General features: G+C 32.9%; 24 protein-coding genes. 6 read left to right on the top strand and 18 right to left on the bottom strand.

What is annotated here, in order from left to right; genetic code table 11:
* A partial coding sequence (locus tag MVE07_RS04670; RefSeq protein ID WP_297454693.1) for a sensor domain-containing diguanylate cyclase occupies positions 1-940 on the top strand: 940 nt, incomplete at its 5' end.
* Here the strand turns inward: MVE07_RS04670 and MVE07_RS04665 are convergent.
* From MVE07_RS04665 to hemE, 3 genes are all read right to left on the bottom strand, one after another.
* Positions 923-2722, bottom strand: a complete 1800-nt coding sequence (locus tag MVE07_RS04665) for a GGDEF domain-containing phosphodiesterase (protein ID WP_297454690.1) — start codon at positions 2720-2722, stop codon at positions 923-925. The two genes, MVE07_RS04670 and MVE07_RS04665, sit on opposite strands and share 18 nt — an antisense overlap.
* Complete coding sequence (locus MVE07_RS04660) at positions 2716-3759, bottom strand: alcohol dehydrogenase catalytic domain-containing protein (protein WP_297454687.1); 1044 nt, start codon at positions 3757-3759, stop codon at positions 2716-2718. The genes MVE07_RS04665 and MVE07_RS04660 overlap by 7 nt, the downstream gene beginning before the upstream one ends.
* 76 nt (positions 3760-3835) lie before the next feature.
* Positions 3836-4876, bottom strand: coding sequence for a uroporphyrinogen decarboxylase (gene hemE, locus MVE07_RS04655; RefSeq protein WP_297454684.1), 1041 nt, complete (start codon positions 4874-4876; stop codon positions 3836-3838).
* Between the two features lie 190 nt (positions 4877-5066).
* Between hemE and MVE07_RS04650 the strand changes: the two genes are divergently transcribed.
* A complete protein-coding gene (locus MVE07_RS04650) occupies positions 5067-5393 on the top strand; it encodes a c-type cytochrome (protein WP_297454681.1) in 327 nt (108 codons plus the stop codon).
* Positions 5365-5787, top strand: coding sequence for a c-type cytochrome (locus MVE07_RS04645; RefSeq protein WP_297454678.1), 423 nt, complete (start codon positions 5365-5367; stop codon positions 5785-5787). The genes MVE07_RS04650 and MVE07_RS04645 overlap by 29 nt, the downstream gene beginning before the upstream one ends.
* On the opposite strand, the gene MVE07_RS04640 is transcribed toward MVE07_RS04645, so the two are convergent.
* Positions 5781-6017, bottom strand: coding sequence for a hypothetical protein (locus tag MVE07_RS04640; RefSeq protein WP_297454676.1), 237 nt, complete (start codon positions 6015-6017; stop codon positions 5781-5783). The genes MVE07_RS04645 and MVE07_RS04640 overlap by 7 nt on opposite strands.
* Positions 6018-6053: 36 nt before the next feature.
* Positions 6054-6470 (bottom strand): secondary thiamine-phosphate synthase enzyme YjbQ, encoded by a 417-nt coding sequence (locus tag MVE07_RS04635; protein WP_297454673.1) that lies wholly within the window; start codon positions 6468-6470, stop codon positions 6054-6056.
* 43 nt (positions 6471-6513) lie between these two features.
* Here MVE07_RS04635 and lipA point away from each other — a divergent pair, with 43 nt between their 5' ends.
* A complete protein-coding gene (lipA, locus tag MVE07_RS04630) occupies positions 6514-7359 on the top strand; it encodes a lipoyl synthase (RefSeq protein WP_345781543.1) in 846 nt (281 codons plus the stop codon).
* Here the strand turns inward: lipA and MVE07_RS04625 are convergent.
* The 3 genes from MVE07_RS04625 to MVE07_RS04615 are packed head-to-tail and all read right to left on the bottom strand — an operon-like array spanning position 7349 to position 10057.
* Positions 7349-7702 (bottom strand): hypothetical protein, encoded by a 354-nt coding sequence (locus MVE07_RS04625; RefSeq protein ID WP_297454670.1) that lies wholly within the window; start codon positions 7700-7702, stop codon positions 7349-7351. The two genes, lipA and MVE07_RS04625, sit on opposite strands and share 11 nt — an antisense overlap.
* Positions 7653-8855 (bottom strand): AAA family ATPase, encoded by a 1203-nt coding sequence (locus tag MVE07_RS04620; RefSeq protein WP_297454667.1) that lies wholly within the window; start codon positions 8853-8855, stop codon positions 7653-7655. Before MVE07_RS04620 ends, MVE07_RS04625 begins: the two co-directional genes overlap by 50 nt.
* Entirely contained in the window at positions 8852-10057 is a 1206-nt protein-coding gene (locus MVE07_RS04615) for an SPOR domain-containing protein (RefSeq protein WP_297454664.1), read from the bottom strand. Before MVE07_RS04615 ends, MVE07_RS04620 begins: the two co-directional genes overlap by 4 nt.
* A gap of 86 nt (positions 10058-10143) precedes the next feature.
* Between MVE07_RS04615 and MVE07_RS04610 the strand changes: the two genes are divergently transcribed.
* Positions 10144-10608, top strand: coding sequence for a GNAT family N-acetyltransferase (locus tag MVE07_RS04610; RefSeq protein ID WP_297454661.1), 465 nt, complete (start codon positions 10144-10146; stop codon positions 10606-10608).
* Here the strand turns inward: MVE07_RS04610 and MVE07_RS04605 are convergent.
* From MVE07_RS04605 to MVE07_RS04595, 3 genes are read right to left on the bottom strand one after another with little or no spacing between them, the layout of a single operon-like run.
* Positions 10575-11651 carry a M20/M25/M40 family metallo-hydrolase gene (locus tag MVE07_RS04605; RefSeq protein WP_297454658.1) on the bottom strand — a complete coding sequence of 359 codons (1077 nt, stop codon included), beginning with the start codon at positions 11649-11651 and terminating at the stop codon, positions 10575-10577. The two genes, MVE07_RS04610 and MVE07_RS04605, sit on opposite strands and share 34 nt — an antisense overlap.
* Positions 11624-12214 (bottom strand): sulfite oxidase-like oxidoreductase, encoded by a 591-nt coding sequence (locus MVE07_RS04600; protein ID WP_297454655.1) that lies wholly within the window; start codon positions 12212-12214, stop codon positions 11624-11626. Before MVE07_RS04600 ends, MVE07_RS04605 begins: the two co-directional genes overlap by 28 nt.
* Positions 12211-12606 carry a transcriptional repressor gene (locus tag MVE07_RS04595; RefSeq protein WP_297454651.1) on the bottom strand — a complete coding sequence of 132 codons (396 nt, stop codon included), beginning with the start codon at positions 12604-12606 and terminating at the stop codon, positions 12211-12213. Before MVE07_RS04595 ends, MVE07_RS04600 begins: the two co-directional genes overlap by 4 nt.
* A 122-nt stretch (positions 12607-12728) precedes the next feature.
* Between MVE07_RS04595 and pyk the strand changes: the two genes are divergently transcribed.
* On the top strand, positions 12729-14147 hold the full coding sequence (gene pyk / locus MVE07_RS04590) for a pyruvate kinase (protein ID WP_297454648.1): 1419 nt from the start codon (positions 12729-12731) through the stop codon (positions 14145-14147).
* 2 nt (positions 14148-14149) lie between these two features.
* Here pyk and MVE07_RS04585 read toward each other — a convergent pair whose 3' ends face one another.
* From MVE07_RS04585 to MVE07_RS04555, 7 genes are all read right to left on the bottom strand, one after another.
* Positions 14150-14992, bottom strand: a complete 843-nt coding sequence (locus tag MVE07_RS04585; RefSeq protein WP_345781544.1) for a Sir2 family NAD-dependent protein deacetylase — start codon at positions 14990-14992, stop codon at positions 14150-14152.
* A 98-nt stretch (positions 14993-15090) separates the two neighbouring features.
* Positions 15091-15240 carry a hypothetical protein gene (locus tag MVE07_RS04580; protein ID WP_297454643.1) on the bottom strand — a complete coding sequence of 50 codons (150 nt, stop codon included), beginning with the start codon at positions 15238-15240 and terminating at the stop codon, positions 15091-15093.
* Positions 15241-15409: 169 nt separating this feature from the next.
* Positions 15410-16153 (bottom strand): creatininase family protein, encoded by a 744-nt coding sequence (locus MVE07_RS04575; protein WP_297454696.1) that lies wholly within the window; start codon positions 16151-16153, stop codon positions 15410-15412.
* Positions 16153-16449 carry a helix-hairpin-helix domain-containing protein gene (locus MVE07_RS04570; RefSeq protein WP_297454640.1) on the bottom strand — a complete coding sequence of 99 codons (297 nt, stop codon included), beginning with the start codon at positions 16447-16449 and terminating at the stop codon, positions 16153-16155. The genes MVE07_RS04575 and MVE07_RS04570 overlap by 1 nt, the downstream gene beginning before the upstream one ends.
* Positions 16427-17575, bottom strand: a complete 1149-nt coding sequence (locus MVE07_RS04565) for a DNA double-strand break repair nuclease NurA (RefSeq protein ID WP_297454637.1) — start codon at positions 17573-17575, stop codon at positions 16427-16429. The genes MVE07_RS04570 and MVE07_RS04565 overlap by 23 nt, the downstream gene beginning before the upstream one ends.
* Before the next feature lie 24 nt (positions 17576-17599).
* Entirely contained in the window at positions 17600-18043 is a 444-nt protein-coding gene (locus MVE07_RS04560; protein WP_297454634.1) for a hypothetical protein, read from the bottom strand.
* A complete protein-coding gene (locus MVE07_RS04555; RefSeq protein WP_297454631.1) occupies positions 18044-18955 on the bottom strand; it encodes a hypothetical protein in 912 nt (303 codons plus the stop codon).
* Positions 18956-19002 lie beyond the last annotated feature (47 nt).

Raw genomic sequence — 19002 nt, 5'->3', positions numbered from 1 at the left:
AAACTACACTGCAAAAGGCTATTTAATCGAGTATGTAAAAAACGAAATTAATTTAATTAGAACATATATAGAACAAAGTTTAGGCAATAAGTTTTTAAATATAAAATCAACAATAGAAAAACATATAAGTTGGGAGGAAAATATTTTGGAATATCTTGCAAAAGATGTTGCATCTAAAAAAATACAAATAGCTTCGTCTTCCTGTGAAATGGGAAAATGGCTAAATAATATAAAAACAAAAAATAAAGAAACTATTAAGAACTTATATCTTTTACATGAAAAGCTTCATCTTACTGCTGAAAATATAATAACCTTCAAAAAACTGGAGAAATATACCCTTTTACTTGATGAATATAACCAGTTTATAAAACAAAATCTATTGTTTATGTCAACATTAATTACATTCCTATTTAATGAAGAAATTGAAGAACTTCAAAGAGACCCTCTAACCAATCTACTAACCAGAAGAAGCCTTGAAAGTATATATTTTGATGTTATGGATATATCCTTAATTACCGGAGAACCTTTCGGAGTTGCATTTCTTGATATTGATAATTTCAAAAAAATAAATGATACTTATGGCCATGATATTGGAGACTTAGTTCTCAAAAAAATTGCAGAAATCCTAAAAAACACGCTAAGAAGAAGTGATTATATTTTTAGATATGGAGGAGAAGAATTTATTATAATTGTCCCTGCTACAACAAAAAACACTTTCTACAAATTACTTGATAAAATAAGAAAAAGAGTAAGTCAAATTGATATTAAAGTAGACGGTAAACCTGTAAATGTAACGGTAAGTATAGGAGGAGTTGTTATAGGCACGAAACATGTTGTTCCTTTATCAAAGGCTCTTAAAGAAGCAGATAATCTTATGTATCAGGCTAAAAAATTAGGAAAGAATAAAGTAATAGTAGGGGTTTTAGATAATTCTACTTAAAGGTAAAGGTTTTGATATATAAAAACCTTGAGCATAGTCTATACCTATATTCTTTACAAGATGATATATTTGTTCATTTGATACAAATTCCGCCACAGTTTTTATTCCTAATCCATGGGCGATAGAATTGATATTTTCAACTATTAGTAATGCTTTATTATCTGTGCTTATTTTACTTATCAAAGAACCATCTATTTTTACAATAGATATAGGTAGTATTGTTAAATAATTAAAATTTGAATAACCTTTACCAAAATCATCTATAGCAAAACAAATATTCATATCCCTAAGCTTAAAAAATATATCCTTTTTATCCTCAACAACCTTAACAAAATCCTCATTTTCTGTAAGTTCAAAAATAATATTACCAGTATCTATTTTATGTTCCTGAACCAATCCTTTAACAAAATCCAGAAAATCCTTTCTCAGAATATCCAGAACTTCAATATTAATAGAAAACTTTTTGCCTGTTTTTTTGCTATCCTGAATTACCTTTTCCAGTAATAACTCACTCAGTTTTGGATAAAAACCATGCATTCTGGATATGTCAAGAAACTGAGCTGGATAAAGTAAATCTTTCCCATTATCTATTCTTATTAAAGATTCAAAATAAAAATCATCTTTGTCCTGTAAATTTTGGATTTTCTGATAATGGGAAATTATCTTCTTTTCTGATATTGCTTTTTCCAGAAGTTTTATTATCTCTTTTTCTTTTTTTAGTTTGGGGAGTATATCTATTTCTAAAATAGAGTGGTTTCGATTGCCGGTGTATTTTCCTTTAAATGTAATCATTACTTCTTCAACTGAAAGCTCATTTAAAGAAAAAATAATAACAGTTGATACTTCCGGTTTGATTTCAAAGTAAATTGATAGTTTTTCATTATAAAGTTTTATACCCTGCGAAACTTTTGATAACAGTAACTCTCTAAAATCTATAGCTTCTTCAGGATTATCAAATACCACAGCAAATTTTTCCCCGTAAATGCGGTAAACATCTTCGGAATGTGCCAATTTCTTCAGTAGCTGGCCAAACCGCCTCAAAAATTCATCACCAAGTTCAATTCCATAAATACTGTTGATGAGCCAGAACTGTTTAAGGTTTATAAATATAGCTGATTTATTGTAATTTCTTTTTAAGTCATAAAAAAACTTTTTCCTTGTGTATAATCCGGTTAACTCATCAATTAGATACTCATTTCTTTCTTTAAATAATTTATCAAGCCATAAAAGCCTTGTTTTAATTATTTTTTTGGAAAACTCATCTAATTTTTCTTTCTCGTCCTGAACTATAAGTTGATATACTCCAAACTCAACACCATAAATTTCTCCTTCTTTAAAAGGAGATGAAAACTCTTTTATTTTTCTCAGTTTTATAATAGAAGTATCTATTGTGAATTTATCTATTCCTGTGTTTAAAATTATTTTTCCATTTTCAATCAAAGCTATTTTTTTGTCTTTTAAAAAAAGAAAAAAGTTCTCTATATTTCCCTCAGAGAAAAATAATTCGCTTGATTTTATAACTATATCAACTTCTTCTTGAAATATATGTAATTTTCTTATAGACTCTTCAGCTTGTTTTAGCTTATTAAATAGTTCTCTTGCTGTTTCAAGAAAATAATGGGCTTTTTTGTAAGGAATATTTCCTTTTATTGCCAAAATATATTTATTATCGAGAGGTAATTTTTTATATTCTTGATAAGAAAATATTTTTTCTTTAGGAAATATCCTAACATCCTCCAAATTGAAATCAATTCTTAAACAGTCTTCTAAAGCCTTTAACATTTAACAACTATCCTGATAAAACTTTCTTTTTCTACCTCCGCCCTGTAATATCCATCTTCTATAATATTTTTTAAAGGAATTTCTGTTATGAATTTTGAAAAGTCTATATTTATTTTTTCTATTATATGAGGAAGTAAATCTACTTGCCGTGGTTTGTATGCCATTGATGAAAGAACATGCTTCTCGTTTGCTGTTATATATACAGGGACGAAAGATATGGGATGAAAATATGAGCCTACACTTATAAAAAATTCTCCTTTTTTGACGTATCTTAAGCCTTCTTTTAAAGCCTCCTGAGGAGACAGAGGATCCATCCCTGCAGCATCAATCACAACATCAAAGCTATTTTCTCTCAATTCATTTTTTTCTATTATTTTAAATCCGGCTTCTCCTGCTTTTTGTTTTCTGAAGTTTAATATCTCATTTATATAAACATTTGCCTGTGCAAAAAATTTCCAAACAGCAGCAATAGAAAGACCAACGGCACCTGCACCAAGTATAAGAACTTTTAAATTCTTAACAGAATCTAACCCTGAATGCCTTTTATACAAATCAAGTGTATTTATACCTACAAGAATTGGTTCAATAAAAGTGAGTAATTCTTTTTTATCAACTGGAAATATATTATTCACATTTACCACAGAGTATTCTGCAAAACCACCATCTAATCCTAATAAACCATGGTATGCCCTCTTATCACACAGATTTTGCTTTCCCTTTTTGCAATACTCGCATTCACCACAATAAACCAGAGGTAAGACAGCAACTTGTTTTCCTATCCATAAAGGGTCAACATTTTTACCGACTTTCTCAACAATACCTCCATATTCCTGACAAGGAATAAGGGGAATACTTTTTCCTGTTAATGGGTGTGGCTGTGTGTTTATGATTAAAGGACCTTCAATAAACTCATTGACCTGAGTCTGACTCAGTCCAGCATCAGTTACTTTGATTAATACTTCGTTTTCTTTAACCTCTGGAATAGGAATATCTTCTAATCTAATATCTCTATTTCCATAGTATCTAAGGGCAAGCATATATTTATTTTATCTCTCCCGCTTTTATTAAAATTTTTATATATTATTATACATTAACACTAATTAATAATTTATTTTACCTTCGGCTTTCTTCCTGAACTACTTTAACCAGATACTTAACCTTTTCTACCTCCATATCAGGCATTAGCCCGTGCCCCAGATTGAATATATGTCCTGTATCCTCGCCCCATTTGTTTAAAATAGCCACAGCTTTTTCTTTTATTACCTCTTTATCTGCATAAAGGACAATAGGGTCAAGATTGCCCTGAGCTGCAGCTTTCCCGTTTAATTTTTTCTTTACATCCGTAAGGTCAATCATCCAATCAACGCTATAAACATCTGCTCCAGAGGTAATCATATCATCAAAAAATCCAGCAACCCCCCTTGTAAAATGTATAACAGGCTGATAATCCCTCTTTATCTCTTTTATGATTTTCTTTATAGGAGGCAGTGCAAACTCTCTATAATCATCAGGAGATAGATAACCACCCCAGCTATCAAAAATCTGGACAGCATCGGCACCGCTTTCGATCTGGAAGTTTAGATATTTAATAAGCATATCTGATAGCTTGTCTAACAACTCTTTAAATGCATCTGGATGGTTATACATAAAAGATTTTGCCTTTTTAAAATCCCTTGAGGTTCTTCCTTCTATCATATAGGCTGCAAGGGTAAACGGTGCACCACAAAAGCCTATAGTCGGTATAGCCCTATTTAAAGCCTGATTAACTCCTTTTATTATTTCCCCCACATAATAAACGTCCTTAGGGTCAAATTTTTTAAGCTTTAGGATATCATCCGGAGCTTCAATAGGATTTAAAAATACAGGTCCTTCCCCTTCCCTAAACTCAAATTTCATTCCGATACTTTCAAGGGGAGTAAGTATATCTGAAAATATTATTGAAGCATCAACTCCCAAAATTTTATAGGGCAGAATTGTTGCCTCAACTGATAGCTCAACATTTTTATAAAAATTCATAAAACTACCGGCCTTTTGGCGTAATGCCCTGTATTCAGGCATATATCTGCCTGCCTGTCTCATAAGCCATATAGGTGTCCTTTCTATAGGTTCTCTATGTGCTGCCCTTATTAGCAAATCATTTTTAGGTTTATCCATCTTCTCCTCTCTTCAGAAAAAATTTAGTAATATTCTACCTTAGATTATTATCAAAAATTTCAAAAATTAGCTAAAATATGAAATTAGAATATATTAAAATAAATATGATATAAAACATAAAATAAAAGTTGACTTTAAACTATAGGTTATATTATAAAAAGATTAAATCAAACTAATGGAGGTTAGACAAATGAAAAAATTAGTTGCAGCGGCTACTTTCGGACTGGCTGTAGCTGTATCAGCAGCAATGGCAGCTGACGGAAAAGCAATTTTCCAAAGCAAAGGATGTACAGCATGCCACCAAGCAGCAGTTAAAACTGTAGGACCATCTTTAAAACAAATTGCTCAAGCTTACAACGGAGATGAAGCTGCTTTAATTAAATTCCTCAAAGGCGAAGCTAAACCAAAAGTATTACCTTCTATGTTCGCTACAATGAAACCACAGCTCAACACAACAAAACAACTTTCTGATGAGGAACTTAAAGCTCTTGCACAATTCATTCTTAGCCACAAATAAAACTAAAGCCCCCTTTATTTGGGGGCTTTTTATATATTTATTCTTTTCATTAACTTCATTTGCACTTGATGGTAAAACTTTATTCTACAAGTATAACTGTTCTTCCTGTCATGCCCCTGACAGAAGAGTGGTGGGACCTTCTTTCCTTGAAATCTCTAAAAGATACGGCCAAAGCCAAAAGGCCATAGAAACTGTTGCAAAACTTATTATAAAACCAAAACCTGAACACTGGCCGGGAATGGCTTACATGCCTCCTTTTGATATTCCATTTGAAGAGGCAAAAGCCCTTGCAAAATATGTCCTAATAGATTCTATAAAAGAGTTAAAAAACAAGAAAAATGAGAAAAAAGAAGATGTTGAAGATATAATAGATGAAGCTGAACAGTTTCACTGAGTATATTTCTTATACTTTTCCCTGTGCTTTTCTGCATTTGCTTCCTGATTTTTCTTAACAAACCAGAGAGTTCCTGCAACCAGAACAATAACACCGGCTATAATTAAAAATCCTTCTATCAATCCATTTGCATTACAGAAAACACCAAAGGCAGAATAAGGGTCACATTTGTCAAGCTGTTTGTTAAATACTTCCTGCTCGGCTGCAGCAGTTAAAATAAACTCTAACATCTTCCCACCATATAAAAATATTCTTATAAAAATATATCATATTCCCAGTATTTTTATAATAACTCTTTTAGGTCTTTGTCCATCATACTCGGCATAAAAAATCTCCTGCCAGGGTCCTAAATCAAGTTTTCCATTTGTAACAGGAAGGACAACCTGAAGATGTGTAAGAAGGTTTTTTAGATGGGCATCTGCATTATCTTCACCGGTTAAATGGTGTTTATAATCGGGCTTAAACGGTGCAAGTTTTTCAAGCCACTGCCATATGTCCTCGTGTAACCCTTCCTCATCATCCTGAATAAAAACCGAAGCTGTTAGATGCATTGCTGAAACAAGACATAAACCTTCTTTTATTCCTGATTTTTCAACGGCTTCCTGCACTCTATCTGTTATCTTTATAAGCTCCCTTCTGTTTTTTGTGTTAAATGTTAGATACTCTGTATAAGCTTTTGTCATGGCAACCTCCTCTTCTGTTATTATTTTTATTATAGGAGGTTTAATGATGAAACCAAAGGTAAAAAATTTCTTATCTGAAGATGTTACAAAAATGAAAGCTATGCTCAGGATGCTTAATCTCCATACTGTTTGTGAGGAAGCATCCTGTCCAAATATAGGAGACTGTTTTGGCAGGAAAACAGCAACATTTATGATAATGGGGGATAGATGCACAAGGAATTGTGCCTATTGTGATGTTTCCCATGATAGATCACTACCCCTTGACCCTTCTGAGCCATATAACATAGCAAAAGCCGTAAAATTCCTAAATCTGAAGCATGTAGTTATAACATCTGTGAACAGAGATGACCTTCCTGATGGTGGTGCATCCCATTTTGCACGGGTTATTAGAGCAATCAGGGAAGAAAAGTCTGATTGCAGTATAGAGGTGCTTATTCCTGATTTCTTAGGGGATAAAGAAGCCCTCAAAATCGTTGCTGAAGCAAAGCCTGAAGTCATTAATCATAATATAGAAACGGTTCCTTCATTATTTCCTGTGGTAAGACATAGAGGCGATTATCAAAGGTCATTACAGATTATAAAATGGATTAAGGAGCTTGACAAAAATATAACCTCAAAATCAGGTATTATGGTTGGACTTGGAGAAACAAAAGAAGAGATAGTGCAGGTTATGGAAGATTTAGTAAATGTAAACTGTGAAATACTAACAATAGGGCAGTATCTCAGACCATCAAAAAACCATTATCCTGTCAAAAAATACTACACTGAAGAGGAATTCAATGAACTGGAAAAAATAGGATATGAAATAGGTTTCAAACAGGTTTTTAGCGGAACCCTGGTTAGAAGTTCATTCCACGCAGATGAGATTTTTTATCAACTTAAAGGGTAACAGGTTTTAAGATTTGTTCATAAACAATAGGTGCTGTATCCAGACTCAAATTATCTGTGAAAATAAAGAAATAAATATCATATAAGCGGTAAACATACAAGTAGACATATTTCTTTCCAATATGCACTTTGTAATAATACAGGACTTTTTCCCTTAATCTATTCTTATATTTCAAAATCTTATCTATATGAGATGTATATTTATAAAAGTTGTCAGGATTGTCTTCAATAAATGGAGCAAATTTGTATGAAATCAAACTATCATCTTTATACACAAAAATAGCTTCCACATGTTTAAAATTCTTTCCTATTATCTGGTTGATTCGTTTTTTTAGCTGTTCCATTTTCTATCTTTATGTACTCTTTTTTAACCCATCCCTGAAGGGTGTCTTTTTTTACTTTTACCCAGTCCCCTGTATCCTCAACAATTTCTATTTTATCACCTCTTCTTAATTTATTAATAATTTTTGAATTAATAGATGGAGACTCCCTCATATTTAAAGTGCTTGCAATTACTATTCCAAATTTATGTTGAATGGCAGATTTATTAATTTTTTTAATAACGGTATTTCTTTTAGGAGGATTTTTATCTGAAAAATAGATATAGGCAAAACCACCGGCAAATATAAAGACTATAAATGCAAAAACACCTATTAAAACAGGATACTTTTTATTCTCAGTTTCTTTTCTTAAGGCAAGACTTTCCGCTGCACTTTCTATATTTTCTTTATCAATCTGGTGTTTATTTTCAACAAAAGCTGACATAAGGGCTCTTTCCATTAGCAGATTTATCAGTCTTAGATTTCCCTGTGTGTATTTATAAATAGCTTTATAGGCTTTTTCTGATATTCTTATTGTTGAGTTACCTGCCTTTGATAGTCTGTAGTTGATATAATCAACCATTTCTCTGTAATCCAGATTTGACAGACTGGTCAGAATACTTATCCTTTGTCTGAGTTGTCTAAGTTCTGATGAGTTCAGTTTTTCTTCTAATTCAGGCTGACCAAGAAGTATTATTTGAAGTAGTTTTTCTTTATCAGTTTCCAGATTTGATAAAATTCTGAGTTCTTCAAGGGTTTCCACAGGTAAATTCTGGGCTTCATCAATAATCACAAGAACTTTTTTGCCTTCTTTCCTTTTTTGTATCAGGAAGTCTCTTAATGTAGAAAAAAGCTTATTTTTAGAAACTTTATCAGATAGTTGTATGCCAAAATCCTCTAATATTGCCATAAATAACTCTTCAGGAGATAAATTAGGAAAAAGAATATAAGCATATTCCACATTGTCCGGAATCTGACTGAGGAATTTACGGATTGTTATTGTTTTTCCTGTTCCAGGTTCACCTATAATTACTGCAAACCCTTCTTCAGAATTAAGTAAGTATTCAAGTGAAGCAAGGGCTTCCTGATGGACAGATGACATATAGAAAAAATCTACATCAGGCGTAAGTTTAAAGGGATTTTCCTTTAAATTAAAAAACTCTAAAAAATCCATCATTTTCTAATCCTTTTAATTACCGCACTCAATTTATATTTTTTAAGTCTATTTTTAATCTTAACAGCTTTTTCTTTATTCTCGGCTTTGATTACAACAAGGCTGAGTCCTTTTTTGGTTTTAATTACAGTTATATCCGGAAATTCTTTTTTCAGACTATCGGCAAACTTTTTCGCATTATCAAAATTCCTGAATGCTGCTACCTGAACAAGATAATTATAAACCGGCTGATAGAACTTTACTTCAGGTATATCAAAAGAAAGATTATCTAACTGCCGGTTAATCTCCTGAATAATATCTTCTTCATTGAACTCTATCTTTTTAATCACAGGTTTTTTATGTTTTTTTGGCTTTGGTTTGATAGGTAATCCTTCTGTAATTATCCCTTCTTCCGGTAGTTTTTTATCTAACTTTTTGATTTTTTCTACTATTTCTTCTTCTTTTGGTGAATTAAAATAACTCCATCCGTAATAAATTCCGTATGAAATTACACCTATAATTGTAAAAATAGCCACTCCAAGCAAAACAGGTTTCAAAAAATCCGGTTTGTATCCTAAATCTTTAGGTTCTATAGGGAATTTTCCTATTCTTAATATGGTATTTTCAGCTTCTTCTATAGAACCGTCTGTCATTTTATAAAGTATTTTTAAGGCTTTTTCTTCAATCTGGGAACCATACTTATCTGTAAAGTATTTTTTGAACTCCTCAAACTCAGGAGGTTCAACCTCAAGAATAAAGTTTATGCTACCTTCTATTTTTCCTATCTTAAATGGGTTTAGCTTTTCTTTCAGCTGTGATGTGCCTATTACAAAAACAGATAATTTCTCTTTTATATTTAAAAGATGTGCAAGTTCTGACAACTCTTTTTCTGTCAAATTCTGTGCATTATTTATAACAATAAACACTCTGCCATCAAAACCTTCCAGAAAATCTATTAATTTAATTAAAAATTCCTCTTTGGATATTTCTGCATCTGCTTCTATGCCAAGGGTTGAAAGAATTTCATTTTTCCATAGAGGTGTTGCTTCAATGAATATCTTTTTATCAAATGATGAAGACAGATTATTGATTGCACTTGTGACAACATATTTTTTGCCTATCCCTTTTTTACCATAAAGAATTCCAAATACATTACTATCCTTTAGCAGATTAAATATAAGCAGATATATATCCTTTTTCTGTTGCCCGTATATCTTTGAGAGCATTAAATCTCCCTGTAGACTTCAAAAATTTATTAAATTTTAACATTTTCATTGCTTATTTTTGCTTTCCAGAATTTATAATATTTCTTATGGAAAGGATTGAGCTAAAAGATTTTGAAGATAAATATTTAGACACAGTTATTGACATACTTATGGATGCATATCAGGACATTCCTGAGTATGGAGAAGCTAATCGTAAACAGGCCAAAAGATATATTAAATGGCTCAAAAAGCATTCAACATTTTTCAAGATCTTATTTTATGAGGATGAACCAGCAGCTTTTATTGTAGGGGATGGAAACTGGATTGATATTGAAGGAAAACATGTAGGGGAAATTCATGAACTTTCTGTAAAGAAAAAGTTCTGGGGTAAAGGATTGGGAGATTTACTTTTGAACAAAGTGCTGGAGCATTTTAAAGAGCTTGGATTAAAAAAATCTGGATTATGGGTGGGAGAAAAAAATAAACGGGCTATTGATTTTTATAAAAAACATGGATTTCAGGAAACAGGGATAAAATATTACGGCTGGGTCAGAATGGAGAAAAATCTGTAAAGAAATCTATAGTTATTGATTAGTTCCTCAATAGAAATGCTTTCCCTGTCAGAATGGGAAATTGATAAATCTGCAAAACCAAAAATAACACATTCAAAACCTGCTTTATGATAATTAGAAGCATCTGTCCATGAAGGCATAATTCCTTTTTTTGCTTCGGTGTTAAATTCTTCCTTATATGCTTTTTCCAATAGACCAATCAATTGTCCCTTTTTAAATCTGTTAAACTCCTCGTAATCCTCAACAATAATTTCTATCTGTGTATCAAGATTATCTATAACATCTGTAAGCTTGCTTTCTATGTCAGAAACAAGCTCATTTTCAAATATCTTAAACTCACATAAAACCTCTGCTTTATCAGGAACTGCATAATGTTCCCAGCCGCTGTTAAATCTGAGAATATTAACAGGTCTGTTTAACTCTTTTTCAATAAGATTTATTGCTTTAAAGGCTTCTTTTGCAGGATTTTTGAATTTTTCAAACTCAGAGGCGTGGGCAGACGGTAGATGAACCTTTAGGCGAAACTCATAAGTTCCCATCTGGGCAGTGCATAGCTTACCATAGGTTGGTTCTAAAACAAGAATGCTTTTAATTGGCTCTAAAACCTTTATTAATTCCTGTGAACCAAGGGCGGTGTTCTGCTCCTCATCTACCGTGAAGGCAACAGATACAGGAACAAAGCCATACTTTTTATAAAAATCCTCAAGGGCTATTATAAGAGCTGCTATTAAACCTTTTGTATCTGCAGCACCTCTGCCGTAAATTCTGCCGTCTTTTTCATAAGGCTTAAAAGGGTCTTTCATATTAATAGGTGGAACAGTATCAACATGGGTATTAACTAAAATTGGCTTTTCAGAAGAAATGCTGTAAATATTATAGAGATTATTTTTATTTATTTTCTGGTCTTCAAATTTTATAAAACTTAGCCTGTCTTTTATATATTCCTGTATCTGTGAACAATCTCTGTGGGATGGTATGGATATCAGTTTAAAAAGCTCATTTTTAAGCTTTTTTTCTAAACTGAGTATCTCTGCTCTTTCCATGGGTCTCCAAGAATATGATATCCCCGTTGTTCCCAGAACCCCGGTCTATTTTCAGGCATAAACTCAATACCTGACACAAATTTGGCACTTTTCCATGAGTATAGTTTGGGAACAATAAGCCTCAATGGATAACCGTGGTCTGCTGGCAAAGGTTTGCCAAATAATTTATAGGCAAATATCACATCCTCATCAAAGAAATATTCAAGGGGAATGTTTGTGGTATAGCCATCTAAAGAATGTATCATCACTGCCTTTGCAGTATTTTTTATATTTACTAACTTTTTAATCTCATCAACATGGAAGCCTATCCATTCAACATCAGGATAGCTCCATCTGGTAACGCAATGAAAATCAGCTATCAGCTCTACTTTTTCCAGTTCCAGAATATCATCCCATGTTAAAACAACAGGTTCTTCAATCTCACCGAAAATTTTGAGTCTGTAAGAAGATAAATCTATATCAGGAGGGTCAGATATGCCAAGGATATGAAGTTTACTTGTCCAGTGCTGCCCCGGAGGTAGTCTATCGGGTCTATTGTTTATCGGACTGATTATCCTTCTCAACTTTGCTTACCACCACAGGCGGGACATATTCCTGTAAATACTATATCCCAGCTTTCCACTGAGTAGCCTTCTTTATTAAGAATATCAGTATTTACCTGAACAATTCCTTCTGTTTCTATATCATAAATGCTGTTACATTGTGTGCACTTGAAATGGAAATGTCTGTCTATTCTTCCATCAAATCTGCTTTGTTTTCCATCATTTAGCTCTAATATAAGCCCTTCTTCTTTGAGAATTTTCAGGTTTCTATACACTGTGCCAAGGCTAATATTAGGTATAACTTCCCTTGCCCTTTCATATATCCAGTCTGCTGTTGGATGGGTGTCTGTAGACCTTAATATATCCAGAATAACCTTTCTTTGCTGGGTGTTTCTTCTTTTAATCTCTTTCATTTACCTCACCTGTTAGTAAGTTTTACTTCTGTTAAAAATATTAATAGTAATCAAACCTGATTTAAAGTATGATATAAAACAGGAAACATAACCAATATATTATAAAACATCAGGGAGGCAATATGAAAAGGGTCAAAATCGTAGCTACACTGGGTCCTGCAACTAACACAGAAAATAAAATAAAAGAATTAATAAAAAGTGGTGTAGATGTTTTTAGATTTAATTTTTCCCATGGAGACCACCCAACCCATAAGAAAAATCTGGAAAAAATCAGAAAAGTTTCAAAAAAATTGAAAAAAGAAGTTGCTATCTTGCAGGATTTATCAGGTCCCAAAATAAGAGTAGGAGAAGTTGAGGAACCTTTTTATCTACACTATGAAGACGAAATATGGATAGTTAAAGATGATATCGTAGGAAACAAAGGAAAAATAACAATAAACCATCCTGAGATATTAGATAAACTAAAAAAAGGCGACAGAATATATATAGCTGATGGAACAATCAGACTGGAAGTAATCAAAAAAACTAAGAAAGGAGTTTTATGTAAAGTTCTGGTTGGAGGGATGGTTTCTTCCCGTAAAGGTGTTAATTTCCCAAATCTAAAGCTTGATATTCCAGCTTTAACAGAAAAGGATAAAAAAGACTTGAAATTCGGTATTGAAATAGGAGTTGATATTGTTGCCCTTTCCTTTGTAAAAACAGCAAAGGATGTTCAAGAAGCTAAAAAGTATGTCAAAAAATTCGGTGGAGATGTTCCTGTATTTGCCAAAATAGAAAAACATGAAGCAATAGAACATATAGATGAAATTATAGATGAAGCTGATGGAATAATGGTTGCCAGAGGTGATCTGGGAGTTGAGATAGATATGGAAAAGGTCCCTGTCCTTCAAAAAATGATAATTAAAAAATGTAATGAAAAAGGTAAGCCTGTTATAACAGCAACACAGATGCTAACTTCAATGCTTACTTCACCAAGACCAACAAGGGCTGAAGTTTCAGATATAGCTAATGCTGTTTTAGATGGAACAGATGCAGTAATGCTTTCTGATGAAACAGCAGTAGGTAAGTATCCTGTAGAAGCTGTAAAAGTAATGAGAAGAACGATTGAAGAAACAGAGAAGATATATCCGTTTTATCAGGATAGACCTGTTGAGGATACAACAACAGCCATAGCTTCTGCAGGTAGCTCACTTGCAAAAGACGTTAATGCAAGCTCAATAGTGGCATTTACAAAGTCAGGTAGAACAGCTATCAATGTTGCCAAATTCAGACCTGCCTGTAGAATACTGGGGATTACACACGATATAAAGGTCTTAAGAAGACTGAATATAGTCTGGGGAGTTGAGCCTTATATGGTTATAGAAGAGGAATTAGATACAGACGATATGCTGAGAAGATTTGTAAAACAGGCTTACAAAAAGGACTTTAGCAAAAAAGATATCATCGTTGCTTTACTTGGTTATGTAGGTGGTCTTACAGGCTCAACCAGTATAGTCAGGATAATAAGGGATAAAGACCTGAAACAGCTACTTGGTAAATAGGACTATACAAGCCCTTCTGTTATTGCTCTTATCCCTTCCAATCCTTTCATTGGGAGGGATATATGCTTTGAAGATGGAACGTCATAATCCCTTGGATTTATTCTTATAAGTGTTCCATTGTATCTGTAAGCAATACTTTCAGATGTTACTCTCACTGTTGGAACAGCTTTTCCTGCTCCTATCTCAACAATGGCAAGCTTATAATCCATGTCATATATATGTTCAAGCCAGTTTTCAAATCTAAATTCCTGCCCCTGCGTTCTGTGAGGAATCCATTCCCAGTCTCCAAACATCAGTATATTTGGCCGTGCTATCTCTCCACAATGGATACATCTTGGTAGAGGTTCTTTTGCCTCAAATTTTTCCATATCTATATCTATCTCTATATTGTCTGCAGGCCAGATATCATCCGTGCAGGGCAATGTGCACTGAAGATGATGGATTGAACCGTGTATCTCAACAATTCTTTTTTCATCATAACCGGCTTTCTGGAACTGACCATCAACATTGGAGGTGAAAACAAAATATTTTCCTTTTTTGCTTTCACCTAATTTTCTGAGTATATGAAATCCTTCATGTGGCTGTGTTTTCCTGTATAGATTAAGTCTGTGTCCATAAAAAGCCCATGCCAGCTTTGGATTTTCTTTAAACCATCTTGGATTGGCAAGCTCTTCAAATCTCAGACCCAGTTTTTTGGCAATAGGATAAGCTCTCCAGAAACCCTCTGTTCCCCTGAAATCAGGCAGACCACTATCAACTCCCATTCCTGCCCCTGCAGTAATCAGCAGGGCATCCGCCTCTTTTAAAACTTCTTTAGCTTGCTGGATATTTTTTTCTAAATCCATATTAAATATTCTTAATCCATTTGTATTTGAAGATATTTTACGTAATTTCATAGATAAAAGGAATATTGCTGTTCAAATGTTTCTGTTTAAACTTTCCTTCAAATTATCAATCCCTTTTCTTTGACTTCTTGGAATAAAGGTATTGAATGATATTTAATCCATTCTTCCTTTGAAACAACAACAGGACTTATATTTGTATTATCTTTCCAATTAATCTCTGTTATTTTATTAATGATTTTTTTCTTCATTTTCCAATTTAAATTTGGAATTTAGTAAATCTAAATCACTTTCTTGTGTATGTTCTCCATAAATTTTTGAGCCGTAAACAAAAAGTTTACTTCCTATAAAATTTTCACAAACAAAATTTTTGATTTTATTTAATGCTAATTTATTCATAAAATACAACAAGAGATATTTTTATAACATTTTCATCTTTAAAATTTCTCTAATTCTGTTTGAGATTACTCTGACGGCTTCTTCCATAATTAGTTTTCCGTATTTTTCCTTGGCAAGCCATGGGGCTGATTCCATTCTACCATCTGGATAGGCCTGTTTGAATTCTTCACGGGAAAGTGGGTAATAAATCTGATTTCTTGGTTTGGTTAATCTTTTTTTCTCTGATGGTTTTGTTTTGAAAGCCTCAGGTCTAAGTAATTTTGTTATTGAAACTTCAGATGGAGTAGCATGATATCCATTTTTATCCTCAAATATATCCCTTTCTATCTCCTGAACCTCTGGAAGTAAAAACCAGGATATAATTTCAAATATTCCTTTTTTGTTTTCATATTTCAGCTGTGTAAAGGCTGTTTTTACAGGCTCTATATTCCCACCATGCCCGTTTATAAAAACAATTCTTCTAAAACCATGGTCTAAAAAAGAATTAACAATATCCTTAATTACACCTACCATTGTTTCAGGTGAAAGTGTTACTGTGCCTTTAAATCCCATGTGGTGTTGGGACATACCGTAAGTCAGGGTTGGTGCCACCAGAATATCAAGTCTTTTTCCTACCTCTCTGGCAATAGCCTCAGCTGTAATAAAATCAGTTCCAATAAGGCCGTAAGGGCTATGCTGCTCTGTTGAACCAATAGGAATAAGGACAATATCCTTTTCCACTAAATATGCTTCTACTTCCACATAAGACAGATTTTCCAGCAGCATCACTCCACCTTCAAAAAGTATTTAAATTTTTTATAGTATCTCAAATTTTTAAGCTGATTTAAATCTGTAAAACCGTCGCTTTTTTCTCTTATTTCTATTATTTTTGTTGCAGTTTTTTCCTTTATATAGGGAACTTTTACCAAAGTATTTATATCTGCCGCGTTTATATTCACTTTTAATCTGTCAGGTGAAAATACTTTTCCTTTCTGTAAAAAAATCTTATTTATCCCAAGGGATAAACCAACTATCAATAACACCAGTAAGACTTGATATCTAAGTAAGACCCTCTCTGCCATGAAGCTCCCTCTGAAGACCCAGTAGATTTTCTATCAGTTCCATATCTTTGTGTGTTATTCTCACTTCATTATCCGCCTTTCTCAATGGGAAAGGATATCCTGAGACGGCAAAATAATGCAGGGTGTCCATTATATACTCAGGGGTTATATTTGTATGTTCAGGATTTTCATAAACTTCTATCAGAGATATTGTTCTGCCTTCATCATATTTAGAGTAAAAATATTTTATATTTACCTCTTTAAGCTGGAATGCTATTTCCCTTTCTACCATTTCAAATATTTCTGAAAATTCCCATTTTGTTTCTTCAAGATTAAGATAAATCGGCTTTGTATAACCTGTTTCTGTAATATGCTGATGTAAAATTCTGATATCCGGTAATGACTTATTAAACAGCTCTGTTGAATGGGAAGTTTTTGCTATTCCAATAACAACAGGCTTCCAGTCAAGTCCATAAAATAATTTATGAAGAAGCAGCAGATACTCAAAATATGCAAGTTTTGCCAGTGTTGCTTCAATCACATCTGTTCTATTTCCTTTATTTCCCAGAACTTCAATAAGCCTTGCAATTACTTTATTTTTTATTGAGAAAGCAGCTATATCCTCATCAAATAGATTTTCCTTAAGCTCTTTTATAAACTCACCTGCAACATTTGCTATCTTCCCTTCAAACTCTTCCCCAGAAAACCAGTCTGTTTTAGGAAATATTGTTATAAATCTGCTGCTAAGTGTTCCATCTATAAGCAAGAATTCCGGTTTTTCTTTTAAAGCAAGTTTCAGCAATGCTTTCAGTTCGCACAAAAACATTAACATTCTGAGATACTGGTCAATAAGTTCTGTTTTTTTAATCACAGAAAGGCCTATTTCGCCTACTACCTCTTCTGAATATTCCTGCTCCTGATGAAAGTTTATTGAATAACCTGCGACTGAATATAAATAAAAACCAAGATAATGCTTTTTGTTAAGGGAACCGTCCTCTGCTGCCGTTGTCCTGAATACCGGAGAAGGTTCATAAAGGTTCCATTTTGAAAGGACTTCTTCTTTGGTTATTTCATCAGAAAGTGTTATTGCAAGCTGGGATAGTTCCTGTTTTAAACGGTAAGTTTTATTTAAAAGTTCAAGTCTCAAGTGTATCCCCTCTTTTTGAGGATATTATACATCAATCGGGTCGTCTCTGTGAGGAACCCAAACTTCACGGAAGAATTTTTGTTCGTTTTTCAGATAGTCTTCAGGGACTTTTTTGATTATATTTTCTGCCCATTTTTCTATCTTTTTACCCCCTTCTTCTCCAAATCTCCAGTAGATATTTTTTTTGTATTCTTCAGGGGTTTCTACCTTACCTGCCACGTAAGGCCAGCCGTTATAGGCAGCAAGTTTAAATGTTTTAAATGTTTCCCAGTCCAGTTGTTGCTTTTCCTTTTTTCTTTTTTCTTCTTCTTCATGATATCTCCTTTCTGAATGAGCTAATCTTTTGAATATAGCATATTTTAAAGCTTCTGCTATTCCTATTGCTTCTGCAAGGTCTTCAGGGTATCCAAGTTTTAATGCTCTGTATTTTTGAAGGGCAGCCATTTTAGGAAATCTGTTTACCAGCATTTATGTCTCCTGATATTTAATCTGGACATCAAAAAATTTACCTAAATAACTAAACATATCATCAGGCTTATTGGACATCATCATAAGCACCATCATATCTTGAAATGCTACATCATTTTTTGCTTTTATGTTTATGGTTATTTTACCTTTTCCATTTTTTATTATGGAAATAAATCCTTTTATTAGCTCTTTTTCCACAGGATTTGTGGCTTTTGCAAGCTCTTTTTGCAGGTCAGATATTATTTTTGATTTGATTTCTTCAGGTGATTTATGTTCCCTTTTTGCCATATCTTCAATCAGCTGTTGTGTAGCCCCTCTGTCTATATATTCAATACTTAAAAATTGCGGCTTTATCTGGAGTAATTTGCTAAAAAGCATCATATAATCTGCAGGATTTGATTGTTTCTCATAATCGTAGTTAAAGATTATCGGGTCAACATCTTTTAGTCTAAATGAAAATTTCAAATGGAACTTATCGTTATAAATCTCTGAATATTTCAGGTGATAAATTTTCTTTTCAGGTTGATAAATGTAAGACTGCTTTATATTCAGATTTATATGAAAATCTTTTGAACTGGCTTCAAAATCTTGGACTTCTGCAGTTAGTTTTATTGGAAATTTAAAATCTTTGTTCTCCCCAAAATCATAAACCTTAATCTCTTTTATTTTTCCTGTGTATCCCTTTTCAGGATAATCCTTTATGGTGATATTTTTTAAAATAGCTGTGTTTGTTATAGGCTCAAAATCATATTCACCTATTGTTATTTTGTCTTTCAACTCATCCTGAGAAAGTATTTTATTTACTGTTTCTTTAACCTTCTGAACCCCCGTCCATTTTGCATAAAGATATGTTCCGGATATTCCCAGCAGGATTAAAACAACTGCTCCGATTGCTATAAGTTTTTTGTTCATAATTCACCTCCTATCAACCTGAAACCCAGTTTTTGTTTACCTTCTGT

This window comes from Persephonella sp., assembly GCF_027023985.1.
Lineage (GTDB): Bacteria > Aquificota > Aquificia > Aquificales > Hydrogenothermaceae > Persephonella_A.
This window is presented reverse-complemented; position numbering and strand designations above follow the sequence as displayed.

Bases quoted from the DNA above. Each gene is read 5' to 3' on its own strand.
- MVE07_RS04665 (WP_297454690.1), bottom strand. From the start codon at position 2,722: ATGTTAAAGGCTTTAGAAGACTGTTTAAGAATTGATTTCAATTTGGAG.
- MVE07_RS04660 (WP_297454687.1), bottom strand. From the start codon at position 3,759: ATGCTTGCCCTTAGATACTATGGAAATAGAGATATTAGATTAGAAGAT.
- hemE (WP_297454684.1), bottom strand. From the start codon at position 4,876: ATGGATAAACCTAAAAATGATTTGCTAATAAGGGCAGCACATAGAGAA.
- MVE07_RS04650 (WP_297454681.1), top strand. From the start codon at position 5,067: ATGAAAAAATTAGTTGCAGCGGCTACTTTCGGACTGGCTGTAGCTGTA.
- MVE07_RS04640 (WP_297454676.1), bottom strand. From the start codon at position 6,017: ATGTTAGAGTTTATTTTAACTGCTGCAGCCGAGCAGGAAGTATTTAAC.
- MVE07_RS04635 (WP_297454673.1), bottom strand. From the start codon at position 6,470: ATGACAAAAGCTTATACAGAGTATCTAACATTTAACACAAAAAACAGA.
- lipA (WP_345781543.1), top strand. From the start codon at position 6,514: ATGATGAAACCAAAGGTAAAAAATTTCTTATCTGAAGATGTTACAAAA.
- MVE07_RS04625 (WP_297454670.1), bottom strand. From the start codon at position 7,702: ATGGAACAGCTAAAAAAACGAATCAACCAGATAATAGGAAAGAATTTT.
- MVE07_RS04620 (WP_297454667.1), bottom strand. From the start codon at position 8,855: ATGATGGATTTTTTAGAGTTTTTTAATTTAAAGGAAAATCCCTTTAAA.
- MVE07_RS04615 (WP_297454664.1), bottom strand. From the start codon at position 10,057: ATGCTCTCAAAGATATACGGGCAACAGAAAAAGGATATATATCTGCTT.
- MVE07_RS04610 (WP_297454661.1), top strand. From the start codon at position 10,144: ATGGAAAGGATTGAGCTAAAAGATTTTGAAGATAAATATTTAGACACA.
- MVE07_RS04605 (WP_297454658.1), bottom strand. From the start codon at position 11,651: ATGGAAAGAGCAGAGATACTCAGTTTAGAAAAAAAGCTTAAAAATGAG.
- MVE07_RS04595 (WP_297454651.1), bottom strand. From the start codon at position 12,606: ATGAAAGAGATTAAAAGAAGAAACACCCAGCAAAGAAAGGTTATTCTG.
- pyk (WP_297454648.1), top strand. From the start codon at position 12,729: ATGAAAAGGGTCAAAATCGTAGCTACACTGGGTCCTGCAACTAACACA.
- MVE07_RS04585 (WP_345781544.1), bottom strand. From the start codon at position 14,992: ATGGATTTAGAAAAAAATATCCAGCAAGCTAAAGAAGTTTTAAAAGAG.
- MVE07_RS04580 (WP_297454643.1), bottom strand. From the start codon at position 15,240: ATGAAGAAAAAAATCATTAATAAAATAACAGAGATTAATTGGAAAGAT.
- MVE07_RS04575 (WP_297454696.1), bottom strand. From the start codon at position 16,153: ATGCTGCTGGAAAATCTGTCTTATGTGGAAGTAGAAGCATATTTAGTG.
- MVE07_RS04570 (WP_297454640.1), bottom strand. From the start codon at position 16,449: ATGGCAGAGAGGGTCTTACTTAGATATCAAGTCTTACTGGTGTTATTG.
- MVE07_RS04560 (WP_297454634.1), bottom strand. From the start codon at position 18,043: ATGCTGGTAAACAGATTTCCTAAAATGGCTGCCCTTCAAAAATACAGA.
- MVE07_RS04555 (WP_297454631.1), bottom strand. From the start codon at position 18,955: ATGAACAAAAAACTTATAGCAATCGGAGCAGTTGTTTTAATCCTGCTG.